Origin of the sequence: Ruminococcus sp. N15.MGS-57, assembly GCF_000980385.1 — a bacterium.
GTDB classification, from domain to species: domain Bacteria; phylum Bacillota; class Clostridia; order Oscillospirales; family Ruminococcaceae; genus Hominimerdicola; species Hominimerdicola aceti.
Genome location: NZ_LARF01000012.1, coordinates 26,708 through 42,889, shown reverse-complemented (window position 1 = coordinate 42,889; position 16,182 = coordinate 26,708). Strand labels below are relative to the sequence as shown.

Annotated in this window: 11 protein-coding genes; 8 read left to right on the top strand and 3 right to left on the bottom strand. The window is 43.8% G+C overall.

The features are described 5' to 3' along the window. Positions 1-98: 98 nt before the first annotated feature. The 4 genes from WS40_RS03730 (at position 99) to WS40_RS03715 (ending at position 2,827) form a co-directional block, all read left to right on the top strand. Entirely contained in the window at positions 99-1,088 is a 990-nt protein-coding gene (locus WS40_RS03730; RefSeq protein ID WP_022288360.1) for a hypothetical protein, read from the top strand. A 9-nt stretch (positions 1,089-1,097) separates the two neighbouring features. Continuing rightward, a complete protein-coding gene (locus WS40_RS03725; protein ID WP_046440302.1) occupies positions 1,098-1,655 on the top strand; it encodes a FumA C-terminus/TtdB family hydratase beta subunit in 558 nt (185 codons plus the stop codon). A 236-nt stretch (positions 1,656-1,891) separates the two neighbouring features. Next, on the top strand, positions 1,892-2,452 hold the full coding sequence (locus WS40_RS03720; protein ID WP_046440300.1) for a sigma-70 family RNA polymerase sigma factor: 561 nt from the start codon (positions 1,892-1,894) through the stop codon (positions 2,450-2,452). 96 nt (positions 2,453-2,548) lie between these two features. Continuing rightward, positions 2,549-2,827 carry a zinc-ribbon domain containing protein gene (locus WS40_RS03715; protein ID WP_022288363.1) on the top strand — a complete coding sequence of 93 codons (279 nt, stop codon included), beginning with the start codon at positions 2,549-2,551 and terminating at the stop codon, positions 2,825-2,827. 50 nt (positions 2,828-2,877) lie between these two features. On the opposite strand, the gene WS40_RS03710 is transcribed toward WS40_RS03715, so the two are convergent. Continuing rightward, positions 2,878-3,702 (bottom strand): AraC family transcriptional regulator, encoded by an 825-nt coding sequence (locus tag WS40_RS03710; RefSeq protein WP_243271189.1) that lies wholly within the window; start codon positions 3,700-3,702, stop codon positions 2,878-2,880. Positions 3,703-3,802: 100 nt separating this feature from the next. Here WS40_RS03710 and WS40_RS03705 point away from each other — a divergent pair, with 100 nt between their 5' ends. Both WS40_RS03705 and WS40_RS03700 read left to right on the top strand, forming a co-directional pair. Continuing rightward, complete coding sequence (locus WS40_RS03705; RefSeq protein ID WP_325208398.1) at positions 3,803-6,805, top strand: glycoside hydrolase family 2 TIM barrel-domain containing protein; 3,003 nt, start codon at positions 3,803-3,805, stop codon at positions 6,803-6,805. 10 nt (positions 6,806-6,815) lie between these two features. After that, positions 6,816-10,301 carry a glycoside hydrolase family 2 gene (locus tag WS40_RS03700; RefSeq protein ID WP_046440298.1) on the top strand — a complete coding sequence of 1,162 codons (3,486 nt, stop codon included), beginning with the start codon at positions 6,816-6,818 and terminating at the stop codon, positions 10,299-10,301. Positions 10,302-10,338: 37 nt separating this feature from the next. Here the strand turns inward: WS40_RS03700 and bsh are convergent, their stop codons facing one another. Beyond that, complete coding sequence (gene bsh, locus WS40_RS03695) at positions 10,339-11,313, bottom strand: choloylglycine hydrolase (protein ID WP_046440296.1); 975 nt, start codon at positions 11,311-11,313, stop codon at positions 10,339-10,341. Positions 11,314-11,540: 227 nt separating this feature from the next. Between bsh and cls the strand changes: the two genes are divergently transcribed. Together cls and mgtE are read left to right on the top strand one after the other, a co-directional pair. Then, positions 11,541-13,070 carry a cardiolipin synthase gene (gene cls, locus WS40_RS03690; protein WP_325208397.1) on the top strand — a complete coding sequence of 510 codons (1,530 nt, stop codon included), beginning with the start codon at positions 11,541-11,543 and terminating at the stop codon, positions 13,068-13,070. A 291-nt stretch (positions 13,071-13,361) separates the two neighbouring features. Further along, positions 13,362-14,807: a magnesium transporter gene (gene mgtE / locus WS40_RS03685; RefSeq protein ID WP_046440294.1), complete on the top strand. Its 1,446-nt coding sequence runs from the start codon at positions 13,362-13,364 to the stop codon at positions 14,805-14,807. 92 nt (positions 14,808-14,899) lie between these two features. Here the strand turns inward: mgtE and WS40_RS03680 are convergent, their stop codons facing one another. Further along, positions 14,900-15,952 carry a hypothetical protein gene (locus tag WS40_RS03680; RefSeq protein WP_022288370.1) on the bottom strand — a complete coding sequence of 351 codons (1,053 nt, stop codon included), beginning with the start codon at positions 15,950-15,952 and terminating at the stop codon, positions 14,900-14,902. Positions 15,953-16,182: the final 230 nt, after the last annotated feature.

The following is a 16,182-nucleotide window of genomic DNA, read 5'->3' as shown; positions in this document are numbered from 1 at the left end:
GTATGGAATAATGAAATTTTTGAAAACGGCTTAAATCAGTTGAAAAATAACGTGGTTTATTGTATAATAGAGATAATCACTAATGTGGAGGGATTGAAATGGCTAGTAATGGTTATTTAAGAACGGTTAGAGTCGGCGGATTTGATAAGCAGGACGTTCTTGCTTATGTAGACGACCTTACTTCTAAAATTTATACTCTTGAGGCTCAGGTCAATGACCAGAACGAAACTATCGAACGTCTTGAGAAGCAGGGCGGCGCTCAGAAGCAGGACTTCGAGGGCAAGAAGGAACTTGAGAAAAAGGTAGAAGAGGCTAAAAACAAGATAGCCGAGCTTATGGCTAATACTGATACAATGAAGGTTCGTATCGCTGACTATGAGCAGCAGGTAACTGAAAAGGACGCTGAGCTTGAAAAGCAGAAGCAGGAGATCGAGGATCTTAAAGAGAAGCTCGAAACTGCTGAGGCTAATGCCGGCACAGCCACTCCTGCATTCGATCTTGGAAGCGTGTTCATGGAGGCTCAGAACACAGCTAATAAGGTCGTTCAGGAAGCTAAGAAGGCAGCTAAGCAGATGGAAGATGAAGCTAAGCAGCTTCAGGATCAGGTTCTTGCTGACGCAAACGCACAGGCACAGAAGCTTGTTACAAATGCTCAGACAGAGGCTGATACTACACTTCAGACAGCTAAGTCAAGCGCTGCCGCAATGACGGCTGCCGCTAAGCAGGAGGCTGAAGCTGTTACAAGTGCAGCAAACAAGCAGGCTGCCGAGGTAACTTCTAAGGCTAACGCTGAAGCTGAGGCTGTTACATCTAAGGCTAACGCAGAAGCCGCTGACGTAACATCAAAGGCAAATGCTGAGGCTGCAAAGGTAGTAAGCGACGCTAAGAACGAAGCTAAGAATATCAGAGCACAGTCTGCTGATCTGAGAGAGTCTGTTAAGACACAGTTCACAAGTCTGAGCGAAACTGTTCAGCAGCTCGTTACATCACTTAACGATCTGTATGGCAATAGTATCGGTGCTGTAAACACTGCAAGAGATCTTATTGACGATGGTCTTTCTCTTGTAAGCGATGATGACGCTGAATAATGGTTTGTCATGTCGGAAATAAGAAAGGTGCGTTCCGAGGAGCTTAAAGCGGTGAGCGGAGAGCTTAAATGCGGTGACAAGATATTGCTTTCGGGTGTTGTGTACACTGCAAGGGACGCTGCACATAAAAGATTCAATGCTTTGCTTGACCAGGGGAAGGAGCTTCCTATCCCTTTGAAAGACGCTGTTATCTACTATGCCGGACCTACTCCTGCACCTGAGGGAAAGCCTATCGGTTCATGCGGACCGACCACTTCAGGAAGAATGGATAGGTTTGCTCCGAGGCTGCTTGATCTTGGATTGGGCGGAATGATCGGCAAGGGCGAGAGATCACAAGAGGTAAGGGACGCCGTGATAAGAAATGGTGCGGTCTATCTCTGTGCTATAGGCGGTGCAGGCGCACTTGCCTGCAACTGCATAAAGTCTTGTGAGGTAGTGGCTTTTGAGGAGCTGGGCTGTGAATCTGTGAAAAAACTTTACGTTGAGGATTTTCCTCTTGTTGTGGCTGACGATTGCCACGGAGGGGATATTTTCAGCGATGGCAGAGCAAAATACTGCCGTGTATAACATCAAAGTTGCGTAAATTGCGGTCAGCCGTGTATTTCGACACGGCTGACTTTTTGTTTGTTGAAAATCACAAGAATACATTCTTAAAACTGTGGTATGTTACAAATATTTTCACAAGGACGGCGGATTTCGTCAATTCTCTTGACTTTTATGGTCTAAAATGGTATTATAACATTACGCAGTGGCGTCAGAATGGGGCTTTGCGGTAATTTCTACGATTAGGTGGGCGGTATTTTTTGAGAGGCGATCGGCAGGATCAGCAGAAAAAGCTTTCAGATGAGCAGCTTGTGCTAAATGCACAGAGTGACAAAACGGCTATCGGTGAGCTTATTGCGAGATATATCTGTACGGTGGAGTTTCTGGCAAAAAAATATGGCGCCGAGGTTCACGAGGATCTTGTCCAAGAGGGGCTTATGGGGCTTCTGGGTGCGGTTAGGACCTATCGTGAAGACAAAAATGCGAAATTTTCAACTTACGCTACAAAATGTATAAAAAATAAGATCATTTCATCTGTTCACAGAAATGCACTTCTTTCAGGTGGCGAGGAAGCTGACCTTGAGGCTATTCTTGGCGGCGGTGGCACTGTACCTGAGGAGGTCGTAGTGGAGCGTGAGGAGCTGAATGAGCTTTATGATAAGATCACTTCTGCACTTTCGGAGCAGGAGTGGCAGGTATTTCAATCGTTTTTGAGAGGAATGTCATACAATCAGATAGCATTAGGCTTGGGCACGTCGGAAAAGGCGGTAGACAATGCAATGCAGAGAGTCAGACGGAAATTGAGATCACTGTTGAGATAGGAATATGGCCGTATAGCTTAATAGCAGAGCGTTGTTTATTCAAAGGTGTCGGTGCAAATCCGACTAGGCACAATTTTATGTAATGAGGTAAGAACCATGTACGAAGACAAGACATTAGTATGTAAGGAGTGCGGAAACGAGTTCGTTTTCACAGCAGGCGAGCAGGAGTTCTATGCTGAGAAAGGTTTCGTAAATGAGCCACAGAGATGTAAAGCTTGCAGAGATGCAAGAAAGGCTGCTACAAAGTCTGAAAGACAGACTTATACAGCAACTTGTGCTTCTTGCGGCGGCGAGGCTGTTATTCCTTTCAAGCCAAGAGAGGACAGACCTGTTTACTGCAGCGAGTGTTTCGCTAAGATGAAGGAGCAGGGCTAATTTTTCTGCATAATTGAGCTGCCTTTGGGCGGCTCTTTTTTTGTTTGTGGTTATTTGATCTGGCGGAAAGCGGAGGGGGTCATGCCCTCGTATCTTTTGAAAAGCTTGCAGAAATAGCTTTCTGAGCAAAAGCCTGTTTCCTCGGCTACCTGCTCGATGCTTTTTTCTGTACCGGTGAGCAGGGCTTTGGCTTCTTGGATACGACGTTTTGCGATGTATTCCATTGGACGCATACTGAGTTTTTTGCGAAAAAGCAGACAAAGGTGCTGTTTAGTTACTCCTGACACACTGCAAAGCTCGTCCATTGTGATAGGTGAAAAATAGTTGTAGTTTATATAGTCCAGTGCTTTCATAAGGGCGGAGGATACTGATGTGGCAGGGTCTTTGTAGGCGATAAGGCGGTAAAACTCCATAAGAAAATCATACAAATAGCCAGAGGCTTTGTAATTGCCGAAAATACTGTCGGTTCGCAGAGCATTGTGCATTTTGCGGAAAATATGCTCGAGCATTTTTGTGTCGCTGAGGTGAAAGGTTTTAAGCTCGGTAAGGCCGAACTGGGTAAGGATATCCTTGGCGGCATATCCGCAGGGGACTATCCAGTGGATATCCCATATATCCTCTTCTGGATAGTATTCGTGGGGCGTTTCAGCGGGTATGAATATGGCGGTATCATGTGGTATGGGAATGGCTTTATTCTCAAAGATAAGCGTGCCGCTGCCTTTGGTGCAGTAGAGGATCTGGTCATAGTGATAGCCCTCGGGTCTTATAAGGTGATCCTGACAGTGATGATGACCCATATTTTGCAGATATAGTGGCAGGGACTTTTCGTTTCCCAGGATAGGATAATCGGCAAAGAACAAAAATATCAACTCCATATTCATATTGTTATAAATTAATAATATCATTCATTGACTTGCCTGTCAATAGCTGATAAAATAATTACAGTAATTTATAAACTTGTAAAGGAGAACAGCTATGGATATTTTAAAGCTTGCGGCGGAAAATTCGCCAAGATCGAAAATGATATATCATGAGGATACTCAGGCGCTGCACATTGGCACGCTTGATAAGCACTGCTATTTTGTGCCGTTTGCAAAGGGGCAGGATCCTTTTGAGGACCGTAAAAATTCTCAGCGAATGGAGCTTTTAAACGGCAACTGGGGTTTTCGTTATTATGACAGCATAATAGACCTAGAGGACGATTTTATTCACGAAAAGTTTGAGAACACTATCCCGGTGCCGTCAAACTGGCAGCTTTACGGCTATGACAAGCCGCAGTATACGAACGTGTGCTATCCAATACCATTTGACCCGCCTTTTGTGCCTGACGATATACCTGTGGGAGTTTATCAGCGTGAATATGATTATTCCCCTGACGGCATGGACAGGGTGCTTGTGTTCGAGGGCGTGGATAGCTGTGTTTATTTGTATGTGAACGACAGCTTTGTGGGATATTCACAGGTTTCTCACGCTACGGCTGAGTTTGATATTACACCATATCTTGCTGAGGGCAGGAATATCATTACTGCCGCTGTGCTAAAATGGTGCGACGGAACTTATCTTGAAGATCAGGACAAGATAAGGCTTTCGGGAATTTTCAGAGATGTTTATGTGCTGTCAAGACCGAAAATGCGTCTTGAAAATTATATCGTGAAAACTATTCTCGGTGAAAATGGCTCTGCAAGGCTGAAGTTTACGGTATTCGGCTGTGATGTTTCGGCAAAGCTTTGCGATGATGATGGTGTTACAATGGCTCAGTTTTCGGCTTATGACGGTGAGAGCGTTGAGATAAAGTTAGAGAACGTCAAGCTTTGGAGTGCTGAAACGCCGTATCTTTACAGGCTTACTATCAATGCAGGCGACGAGGTTATCGGCGAGGAGGTTGGCTTCAGAGATGTAAAGGTGGATAAGGGCGTTGTTAAGATAAACGGCAGGGCGGTGAAGTTCAAGGGTGTAAATCGTCATGACAGCTATCCTGACACGGGATATTATGCTTCTTATGAGCAGATGAGAGCTGACCTTGTGCTTATGAAAAAGCACAACATAAACGCTGTGAGAACGTCACATTATCCTAACTCCCCTATGTTTTATCAGCTTTGCGACAGGCTGGGGCTTTATGTTATTGATGAAGCGGATCTGGAGTCACATGGCTGTGTGGAGGTCTATTATGACTACAAGTGGGACTATTCAGATTACAACGGCATTGCGATGCTTGCTTGCGACGATAGGTTTGGCAATGCCATAAAAGATCGTGCGGAATGTCTTGTAAAGCGTGACATCAACCGCCCTTGCGTGGTGTTCTGGTCGCTGGGTAATGAGAGCGGATATGGCAAAAATATGCTCGATGAAGCTGAGCTTATAAAGAGGCTTGATGATACAAGGCTTGTGCATTATGAAAGCACACACTGCCTTGACGGAACTTCCGACAGCGTGCTTGACGTAGTTTCGGGTATGTACTGGGATCTAAACGGGCTGAAAGGCTATCTTGAAAAGCCTGAGGAAAACAGACCTCTTGTGCAGTGTGAATACTGCCACGCCATGGGAAATGGCCCGGGAGATCTGGAGGATTATCACAATGTGTTCTATTCCAATGAGCGTTTCTGCGGTGGCTTTGTGTGGGAGTGGTGCGACCATTCTGTACCGCTTGGTAAGACGGCTGAGGGTAAGATAAAATACGGCTACGGCGGAGATTTTGGGGAAAGACACAATGACAGCAATTTCTGCATGGACGGTCTTGTTTACCCTGACAGAACGCCACACACGGGACTGCTTGAGGTAAAGCAGGTATACAGACCTGTGCGAGTAACAAAAGGGGAAAGCGAGGGAAGCTTTGTTTTTTCAAGCACGCTGGAGTTTGTAAACGCTGGGGATATTCTCGATTGCCGCTATGAGATAACGGACAAAAACGGTATTATCCATATCGGCAGAGTGGATTTTGACATCGAGCCTATGGGAAGCACTGTGGTGAATGTTCCCGATGATACAGCGGAGTATGAAAATGAAACATTCATAAGGTTTATTTTCACTGCTAAAGAGGATACCGAATACTGTGAGAAAGGCTATGAGGTATGCTTTGACCAACTGAAAATAGCTGATGGCAGGAAAGCGGTTGTGGAAAAGGCGAAAGCTAAGGTAAAGGCAGAGGAAACTCCACTTTGTATCACTGTGACAGTGGGAGATGTTGTTTACCGCTTTGACAAGCGTAAGTCGGCATTTGTTTCTGTGAAATTCGGCGGCAGAGAACTTCTTGACAGACCTTTGCAGTATAACTTCTTCCGTGCGCCTACGGATAATGATGTCATGAAGTACAATTGGTACAAGGTGCATCTTAATGACTTTGATGTGAAAAGCTACGGCTGTGAGCTTTCAGCGAGCGAGAACGGAGCGGAGATAAGCGTTACACAGTCTTTTGGCTGGTCTATACAACAGCCGTTTTGCAGGCTGAAAGCTGTTTATGTTATTGACGGCAGTGGGCTTGACATAAAATGCGAAGCGGAGTTTTCAAATAAGATAGATATGCTTCCAAGGTTCGGTATAAGGCTTTTCATGCCAAAAGATTTTTCAAGGGCGGAATATTTCGGATATGGTCCTACAGAAAGCTACATTGACAAGCGTCAGGCTTGCTATATGGGCAAATTTGCGGCTGATATCGGGGATATGCACGAGGATTATATAAGACCGCAGGAAAATTCATCGCACTATGGGTGCAGATATCTCACTGTGAGCAGTGAGGACACAAGTGTGATGTTCACTGCAGGAGAGGAGTTTTCATTCAACGCTTCTCAGTTTTCGCAGGAGGAGCTTGCGGCAAAGGCACATAACTATGAGCTTGAAAGGTGCGAGAGCAATGTTATCTGCGTTGACTATGCAATGGCAGGGGTAGGTTCTAACTCCTGCGGACCAAGGCTTGCAGAGAAATATCAGCTTGAAAAGCCTTTGATAAACGCACATTTTCATATTCAGATAAGTAAAATATAAAGGAGTTTTTATGGATATCTGTGAAACATACTCAGACAGAAAGCTTTTTTGCAACGATTGGGAATTTTACAAGGCGGCTTTCGGCTCTGACTACTCAGAGGACTTTGCTTTCAAGCCTGTGGACATTCCTCACGATTGGCTTATTTATAATACAAATGACCTATATGAAACTTCTACAGGCTGGTACAGAAAGGCTTTTTCTTATCAAAAGAAAGAGGGCATACGCACTTTTATCCGCTTTGACGGAGTTTACATGGACAGCAAGGTGTATGTGAATGGTGCTTTGGCAGGGGAGTGGAAATACGGCTACTCGGCATTTATGTTCGATATCACCGACCTTGTCAAGAACGGAGAGAACATTATTACTGTCCGTGTGGATCACCACGCGCCAAACTCCAGGTGGTATTCAGGAGCAGGCATTTTCAGAAAGGTTTGGCTTTGCGAAAGCCCTGAGATACGCTTCGGCAATGACGGCATTTATATCACCACGTCAAAGCAGGAGGACGGCTGGCAGGTGACTGTGAAGGCTGAGATGCTCCGACCTGTGGGTACTCCTCTTGGTGGCATACGCATTAAAAACACTATCCTCGACAAGGACGGCAAAGAGGTGGCAAGCTATGAGTCTGACGCTTGTGGGGCGGATATTTCCTGCATACCTGAGGCTGTGCGTGTGAAAGGCGTGAGCTATTCTCTCACCGCTCAGACCATGACAGTGAAAGACCCTGAGCTTTGGGATATCACCTCGCCTGTGCTTTACACCATGGCGTCGGAAATCCTTGTGGACGGCGGCTGTGTACAGCGTGTAAGTCAGAAATTCGGCTTCAGGACTATCAAATTCAAGTGCGACAGCGGTTTTTATCTCAATGGCAGACACGTTAAGCTCCACGGCTCATGCGAACATCATGACAACGGCTGTCTTGGGGCAGTTTCCAATCCTGCGGCTATAAGGAGAAGATTTAAAAAGCTACGCAAAATGGGCATCAACGCTATCAGAACCTCTCACAATATGCCTGCAGAGGAGTTTATGGACATCGCTGACGAAACAGGTATGCTCATTCTCTCTGAGGGCTTTGATATGTGGGAGAGGTCAAAGACCGACTATGACTATGCCAGATTTTTTGATGAGTGGGTAGAAAAGGACGTTGCTTCATGGGTGCGCCGTGACAGAAACCACCCTTCTATCATAGGTTGGAGTGTGGGAAATGAGATTTTTGACACTCACGCTGACGAGAGAGGTCAGGAGGTAACGGCTTGGCTTAAAAGGCTCGTTAGGCTCCATGACCCTGAGGGCAACGGCTATGTCACATTCGGCTCTAACTATATGCAGTGGGAGAACGGTCAGAAATGCGCTGATATTCTCAAGCTTGCAGGCTATAACTACGGTGAAAGACTTTATGAGGAACACCACGCCGCTCACCCTGACTGGATGATATACGGAAGCGAAACGGCTTCTGTTGTTCAGAGCCGTGGAATTTATCATTTCCCACTGTCTGAAACCTTGCTAACTGATGATGACGAGCAGTGTTCATCTTTGGGCAATAGCTGCACAGGCTGGGGCGCAAAAAATACTGAAGCTTGCATTATCCCTGACCGTGACGCAGAATATTGTGCAGGTCAGTTCATTTGGACAGGCTTTGACTACATAGGCGAGCCTACTCCATACAGCACGAAAAATTCCTACTTCGGTCAGTTCGACACAGCAGGCTTTGCAAAGGACAGTGCATATGTTTTCCGTGCAGAGTGGACAGACTATAAGACCGAGCCATTCGTGCATATTTTCCCATACTGGGATTTCAGCGACGGACTTCCTTGTGACGTGAGAGTTTGCTCAAATGCTCCGAGAGTTGAGCTTTTCAAGGACGGCGTTTCAATGGGTGCATATGATATAGACCACAAGCATGGCAAGGAGCTGACAGCGAACTATATCATACCATATGAAAAGGGCGAGCTTAAAGCTGTTGCATATGACGAGAATGGAAATATCATCGCAGAGGATATGCAGCGTTCATTCGGGGACGCTGTTAGAATAGAAGCTGCCCCTGACAAGACGGAGATACTTGCAGACGGCTCTGACCTTGTTTATATTGAGATATCCGCATTTGACAAGGACGGCACTTTCTGCGCAAACGCCAACAACCGTGTGAACGTCAGCGTTGAGGGTGCGGCAAGGCTTATGGGTCTTGACAACGGCGACAGCACAGACTATGACCAGTATAAAGGCACATCACGCAGACTTTTCTCAGGAAAAATGCTTGCTGTTATTGGTGTGGCTGATAAGACGGGGGAGATAAAGGTAACGCTTACATCAAAGGGTCTGCCTGACTGTGTTGTTACCCTTGATGCTGTTGAGGCGGAATATGACAGCGGTACATCGTCGCTTGAAAACGTGGGCTTTGCTCCTACCGAGTGTGGCAGGACAGACGAGATACCTGTTAGAAAGATAGAACTTTATACTGATACTTTTACTCTTGACAAGGATAACCCTGAGATAACGGTGAAATATAAGGCGCTCCCTGTCAATTCGGATTATGCTGAGGATATCGAGTTCAGGGTGACAAATGAAAAGGGCATAACATCTAATCTTGCAGAGTGCGAGGTAACAGCAGACAGCATTAAGGTGAAAGCAAAGGGTGATGGAAGCTTCTGGCTTCGTGCAATGTGCAAAAACGGCACTGAGCGTTATCACATCATATCTATGCTCAAATTCACCGCTGAGGGACTTGGAAACGCACTTACCGACCCATATCAGTTTGTTATCGGCGGACTATTCACAAGGGCGAGCGACAACGTTTCAAGCGGCATGAAGAAGGGTGTAGGCTTTGCAATGGGCAAGGTAACATCATGGGCGGCATATGATAATCTTGACTTCGGCAGTTCAGGCTCTGACACTGTTACGGTGCAGATATGGGCGAACACCCTTGACCCTGTTAAAATAAGCTTCTATGACGGAATACCTGAGGAGAGCGGCAAGCTTCTTGGCACGTTTTGTTATCACAAAGAGCCTGAGTGGATGATCTTCAAGCCTGAAACTTTCAAGCTTTCAAGAAAGCTCAAGGGTATTGAGACCCTTTGTATCCTTACTGATGACGGTTTCCAAGTGGGCGGTTTCAACTTTGAAAAGGTGAGCCGTGAGTTTGCGGTGAATAATGCGGCTGATGCTGACAACATTTATGGTGACAAGTTCACAAAGGGCGAAAAGTGTGTGACTGAGATAGGCAACAATGTTATGCTTGATTTTGGCGAGTTCGATTTCTCTGAAAAACAGCCGAGCAGGCTCGTTATAAGCGGAAAGTCACCGCTTGCCCTCAACAGTATACATCTTATTTTGAACGGCAGTGAGGGTGAAAGCCGTATACTCTGCGAGTTCAGGACAGATGACAGCGAAAATTATGCTCAGAAGAGCTTTGATATCTCAGATATCAGCGGCAAACAGAAAGTTTCATTCGCTTTCCTGCCGGGCAGCAATTTCGATTTTGAATATTTCAGATTTGAGTAATAAAAACGCTCCGTACAGATTTTGTACGGAGCGTTTGCTAGTTCTGAAAGTTTATTATCTCGCCCGTTATCATAGGGTAGGCAATAAGCTTGGCGGAGTCAAGGTCTTCTTTGTGCATATCAACAGCGGATATCTGATGTCCGTTGTAGGTGGTGTAATAGTAAATGCCCTTGTCAGTATTGCAGCAGCTTGTATAAATGGTTATCTCATACTTGCTCTCTGCCACCTCGCAGCAGCCTCTTTGTTGGTCAACTGAGTTTAAAATGTGGAAAAACTGGCTCACGCTGTCCTGCTCGTCAGGGGCGGAGCGTGAGTTCATTTTCACAAATGCGGCTCTTACAAATCTTGACTGTGAGGATAAGTCACCTGGCAGACCCATTGCACCCATGCCACGGCTGTAGGAAGTAAGGTCAAGCTTGTCTGAAAAAGTGTTTTCAGGCTGTTTTGGAGAAAGTCCACGGAAATCGTTGAGCCTGAACATCTGCATATCGAATGGAGGATTGTTCGTCAGCACTCCCACGGGATCGTCATAGACCTTTATGCCCTCTTTTACAGATTCCACTACAATACAATCGTTCTTGTCTGCTATTATCCAATGGAGCTGACCTGACGGCATTTGCGGGCTGAACTGAGTTTTGGTTATGTTTATCTTTTCTATAAGCGTCCTTGCTTCTGTCACGTTTGCACATTGACAGAGTATCCATGGGATAAACTCAAACTGCGCAACGTTGTCCCTGCCGTCGATATCATCACGGTAAAAGGCATTGCCAACAAAGTTAAGACCTGCCATGGCAAGACCTTTTTCATTGGCGGCGTCATAGAAAAGAGGATAATCCTGAGCAACATGAGCAGTGCCTATTACCGCATAATGGGTAGCTATCCTGCCCATATTAACAAAGTTAAGGGGAAAGTTTCTTGGCATTATGACTATTTCCTCGCCGTAGGAGCTTTCATAGTCAAGAGTTCTTCCAAAGTAAAAATCGTTCGTTTTATAAGTTGCCGCAGTACACATTTTGTTACCTCCGTTATCAATTATATTATTTTTGTAGGGGCGAACACTGTTCGTCCGCCTACAGACAAAGCTATCAGCAGGACATATCTCATATTTAATATAACACTTTTTAATAATAAAATCAATGGCGTTGACTTATGTTAAAAAAATTGTTATAATAATGGTAACATCGCATAATGATAGTGTTTTGTTGTCCTAAGATGATAAATGAAAGGAGCGAAACGGAGTTGACGTGGAACAATGTAAAGAAAATAGCAGGCAGAGTGGTGGCGGTGATAGTCCCTGTGGCGATGCAGTTTTTGTGGTATCTTCTCATACTTAAATGGCTCAGCAAGGCGGCAGGGCTTCTCAGCATCGTGCTTACTGTGCTGTCATTTCTGTTTGTGCTTTATATCAACACAAAGCGTGAGGAGAGCAGCTACAAGACCCTTTGGCTTATTGTGATACTTACTTTTCCCGTGCTTGGTGCAGTTATGTATATAATTTTCGGCAATAACAATACTGCGAAAAAGCTTGAAAAGAATATCACAAAGGCAAGGCTTCACATGGACTATGAGCTCCCTGACGGGGAAAAGTGCATAGGGGAGCTTGAACGTGAGGACAAAAGGCTTGCTCAATCGGTGAAAAGGATAAGCGATGCAACGGGATTTCCTATGGTGAAGCTTGACAGCGCAGAGTATTTTTCCGTGGGCGAGGAAATGTTCGCTGATATGTGCAAGGAGCTTGAAAAGGCTGAGAAATATATTTTTGCGGAGTATTTTATTTTGCAAAACGGCAAGTTTCTTAACACTGTGGTGGATATCATGGCGAAAAAGGCGGCTCAGGGCGTTGATGTGAGGATAATGTATGACGACCTTGGAAGTATCGCAACATATTCTCTTGCAGACGCTTTGAAGCTTGGGGAGAAAGGTATAAAATGTGTGCCTTTCAATCCGTTCCTTTTTATAAAATCACAGCTCAACAACCGTGACCACAGAAAAATAATGGTGGTGGACGGCAGAGTTGCATACAGCGGCGGAATAAATCTTTCGGACGAGTATATAAACATAGGCTCGAAATATGGTCACTGGAAAGATATCGGCTTTAAGATAACAGGCGAGGGCGTAAAAAGCTACACCTATATGTTTATGGAGTTCTGGAACGCTTTTTCAAATGACATGATACCTCATGACCTTGTTGGGGAGAGCTTTGAAAAAGAGGGCAAGGGTGGCGACGGCTATGTTTTGCCTTATTATGATTCCCCTATGGTGGACGAAAATGTGAGCAACACGTTTTTTTCTGAGATGCTCTATGCCGCAAGCGATTATATGTGGTTCTACACACCGTATCTTATGCTTGGTGACAGCCTTTTTGACGCTTTTATAAGGGCGGCTAAACGTGGGGTCGACGTGCGCATCATAATGCCAGGTATCGCTGACAAAAAGGTGGTTTTCAGGCTTTCGAGAAGCTATTATCGTCAGCTTATCGAGGCAGGAGTGAAGATATATGAATACACCCCTGGGTTTGTTCACGCAAAGGGCTGTATATGTGATGACAAGCTTGCGGTTCTTGGTTCGGTAAATCTTGATTACAGAAGTCTTTTCCTGCATTTTGAGTGCAGTTCTATATTCTATGATTCGTCTATAATAAAGACTTTCAAGGCGGATATCCTTGAAACCCAGAGCAAGTGCAGACAGCGCACGCTTGAGGACACAAAGCGTGGTTTCTTTGGACGGCTCATTGACGGCGTGCTAAGGATATTTGCACCATTGCTTTAACAGCTTTTTAATATTAAAATAAGATTTTGGGTGTTGATAGATCTTTGCTAAAATGGTATAATATCAAAGGACTAAGATAATACGGAGGTGAATAAAGTGGCAAACTGCGACAGTTGCGGGTCTAACGGGCGATTATGTATATATGTGAACACAGCCGACGGGCTTCGCTTTGCGTTGCCGTTTTATTCGTTGTGATCTGATATATCTGCCCGTGTGTGACCTGTCATGCACGGGCATTTTTATGCCTGTTTGTCCCTCACGTCATAAAAAAATGAAACGGAGGACAAGCAAATGAAGAAAAATGAACTGAACAAAAATGAACTGAACAAAAATGTAATTTTAAACGAGGACGCAGTAAAGAACATTCACTGCGACGAGATAACCGCTGTCATCAACAGCAATGATTCCCCGAAAGCCATGATGAACAAGCTTGACGATTATCATGGCAGTGATATCGCAGAGGTAATAAGTACGTTTTCTGTTCTCAACAGAAGAAAATTCTATCGTGTGTGCAGTCTTGAAATGCTGGCAGAGATATTTGAATATCTTGACGAAAAGCAGGCAGGGGAGTATCTCAGGGAAATGGATATCCACAAGGCTTCGGAGCTTATATCGGAGCTTGACACTGATACAGCGGTGAATATTCTGTCTGAAACAGATAAGGACAGGAGAAGCCTTATTATAGACGCTGTTGCACCTGATGTACGCAGTGAACTCAAGCTTATCGCTTCATTTGATGAGGAAGAGATAGGAAGCAGAATGACTACGAACTGCATTATCATTGACGAAGACATGACTGTAAAGCAGGCAATGAACGCTCTTGTTAGTCAGGCGAGAAAAAATGACAACATCTCAACGCTGTTCGTGGTGGACGAAAATAAGGTTTTCAGCGGAGCTATAGATCTGAAGGATCTTATCACGGCTGACAGCGAGGTGGAACTTGAGAGCATAACGGCAACTTCTTTCCCATATGTTTACGCCAACGAGCAGACTGCCGATTGTATCGAAAAACTGAAGGATTATTCAGAGTATATTATACCGGTGCTTGACGATTCAAACAGACTGCTGGGAGTTATCACCGCGCAAAATATCATCGAGGCGTCAGATGATGAAATGGGCGAGGATTATGCAAAGCTTGGTGGTCTTTCTGCAGAGGAGGATCTTAACGAGCCTGTGTTGCAGAGTGTGAAAAAGAGATTGCCGTGGCTTCTTGTGCTGTTGGGACTTGGCATGGTGGTGTCAACAGTGGTGGGAGCGTTTGAGAAAGTTGTTGCACAGCTCACTCTTATTGTGGCGTTTCAATCGCTGATACTTGACATGGCAGGAAATGTTGGTACACAATCCCTTGCAGTGACTATCCGTGTGCTTACAGACGGAGGACTTACTGCAAAGCAGAAGCTTCACCTTGTGTCAAAAGAAATGCGAGTTGGACTTCTAAACGGCACTCTTATAGGCGTGCTGTCGTTCATAGCAGTGGGGCTGTATATTTTCTTCTTCAAGGGCAAGGGGCTGGTATACTCCTTTGCAATGTCGGGCTGTATAGGCATTTCACTTATACTTGCCATAATAGTATCAAGCGCAGTGGGAACGCTCACACCGCTTTTCTTCAAGAAAATAAAGATAGACCCTGCCGTTGCGTCAGGCCCTATGATAACCACGCTGAACGATCTGGTGGCAGTTGTGGCTTACTATGGAACTAGCTGGATATTCTTGCTGAATGTTTTGAAGCTGGGGTAAAAAAATAGAATAAGATAAAAAAGCCGATCGCATCCATTTGGGTGCGGTTGGCTTTTTCAGGTTTGGCTATTAGATTCAAGGTAATGCCTATCTTATTGAATAATTCTGCATTTGGAGTTTTCTTCAATTTCTGAAAAGACCTTTTTTTGATCGATTATTGAATCATAGTATGACTTCCTTATTTCTTTGACCAAAACTAATTTGTTATTCTCAATTTTTTTGAATTGATAAATGCCATAGATCTTATGGTTGAAAAAGTAAATGAAAGATACCAGTTTTTCATCTGACAAAAGTTCACCATTTTGTGATTTTACGAAAGACATGATCATATTATAACCACGCAATTTGCTCTTTTTGTTTAAGATACGAGTAATGTTTTTTACATTGTTTAGATGTGCTGAAACAACTGTTGTTATAAAGAAACATACATTTACAAAAAGGGCAAAAGCATTGCCGAATTTCTGATTATACTCAACGGTTGTAGCGGCGACAAATTCTAGAATAACAAGTATTTTTACTAAAGATGATGATAAGAAAACTTTATCGTCATCAAGCAAGAGTGAACCATACGTTACAAAGAAAATAGCGGATATTAATATGTTTGCTAATACCAAACAGCCTAAAGGGTTGTTATTTATATTCAATACTAATCCTATAGCAATCGTAATTACAATCACTGTAAATAATGTATAAAGTGTAGGAACAACAATATTCTCATATATTCTTAAATTTCGTATCTTTCCAAGTATAATTTTGTATGCAAATTCAGATTCATTAAATGGAGTTGGATTTTTGTCATTTAATTCAAATATTCTACCAGTTATGTATTTCTTTATTTCAACCTCATTTTTATCATTAATTAACTGATCTAACTGATAATATTCCTCAGTCGTTTTAGTGTATTTTAATAAATCATAAAATTCATTAAAATCAGTATCATCTTTGTTGATCTGCTTTAAAGCCGATTCAAATGTAGCTCTTGCTTCACGAAATTGTTGGTCTTTTTGGTCACGATACTTGTTTGCACTTTTGTGATACATATTAAATATCCAGCTTAGTATAGCTATGACCGCTGTTATGATTATAGTGTTTACTCCGTCTTTCTGTATACGTTCAACGATTACTTCTGAATTTATGTTTACCATAAAAACCTCCTATTTATTTTAGTCTTACACTATAAATAATAGCGAAAGTAGTCGTTTCGTGCATCATATTGTTGATTTATATTTGAATTTTTGTAGCTTTAACTAAATTGAATGGCTCGATCATGTTAGTTTTATACAAGTATAAATCGCAAAATGTATTATAATTTCGGGTTATAAGTTTATTTGTTGGTATCTTGAAAAGTATGTCAATATGTGTTATACTTAGTAAC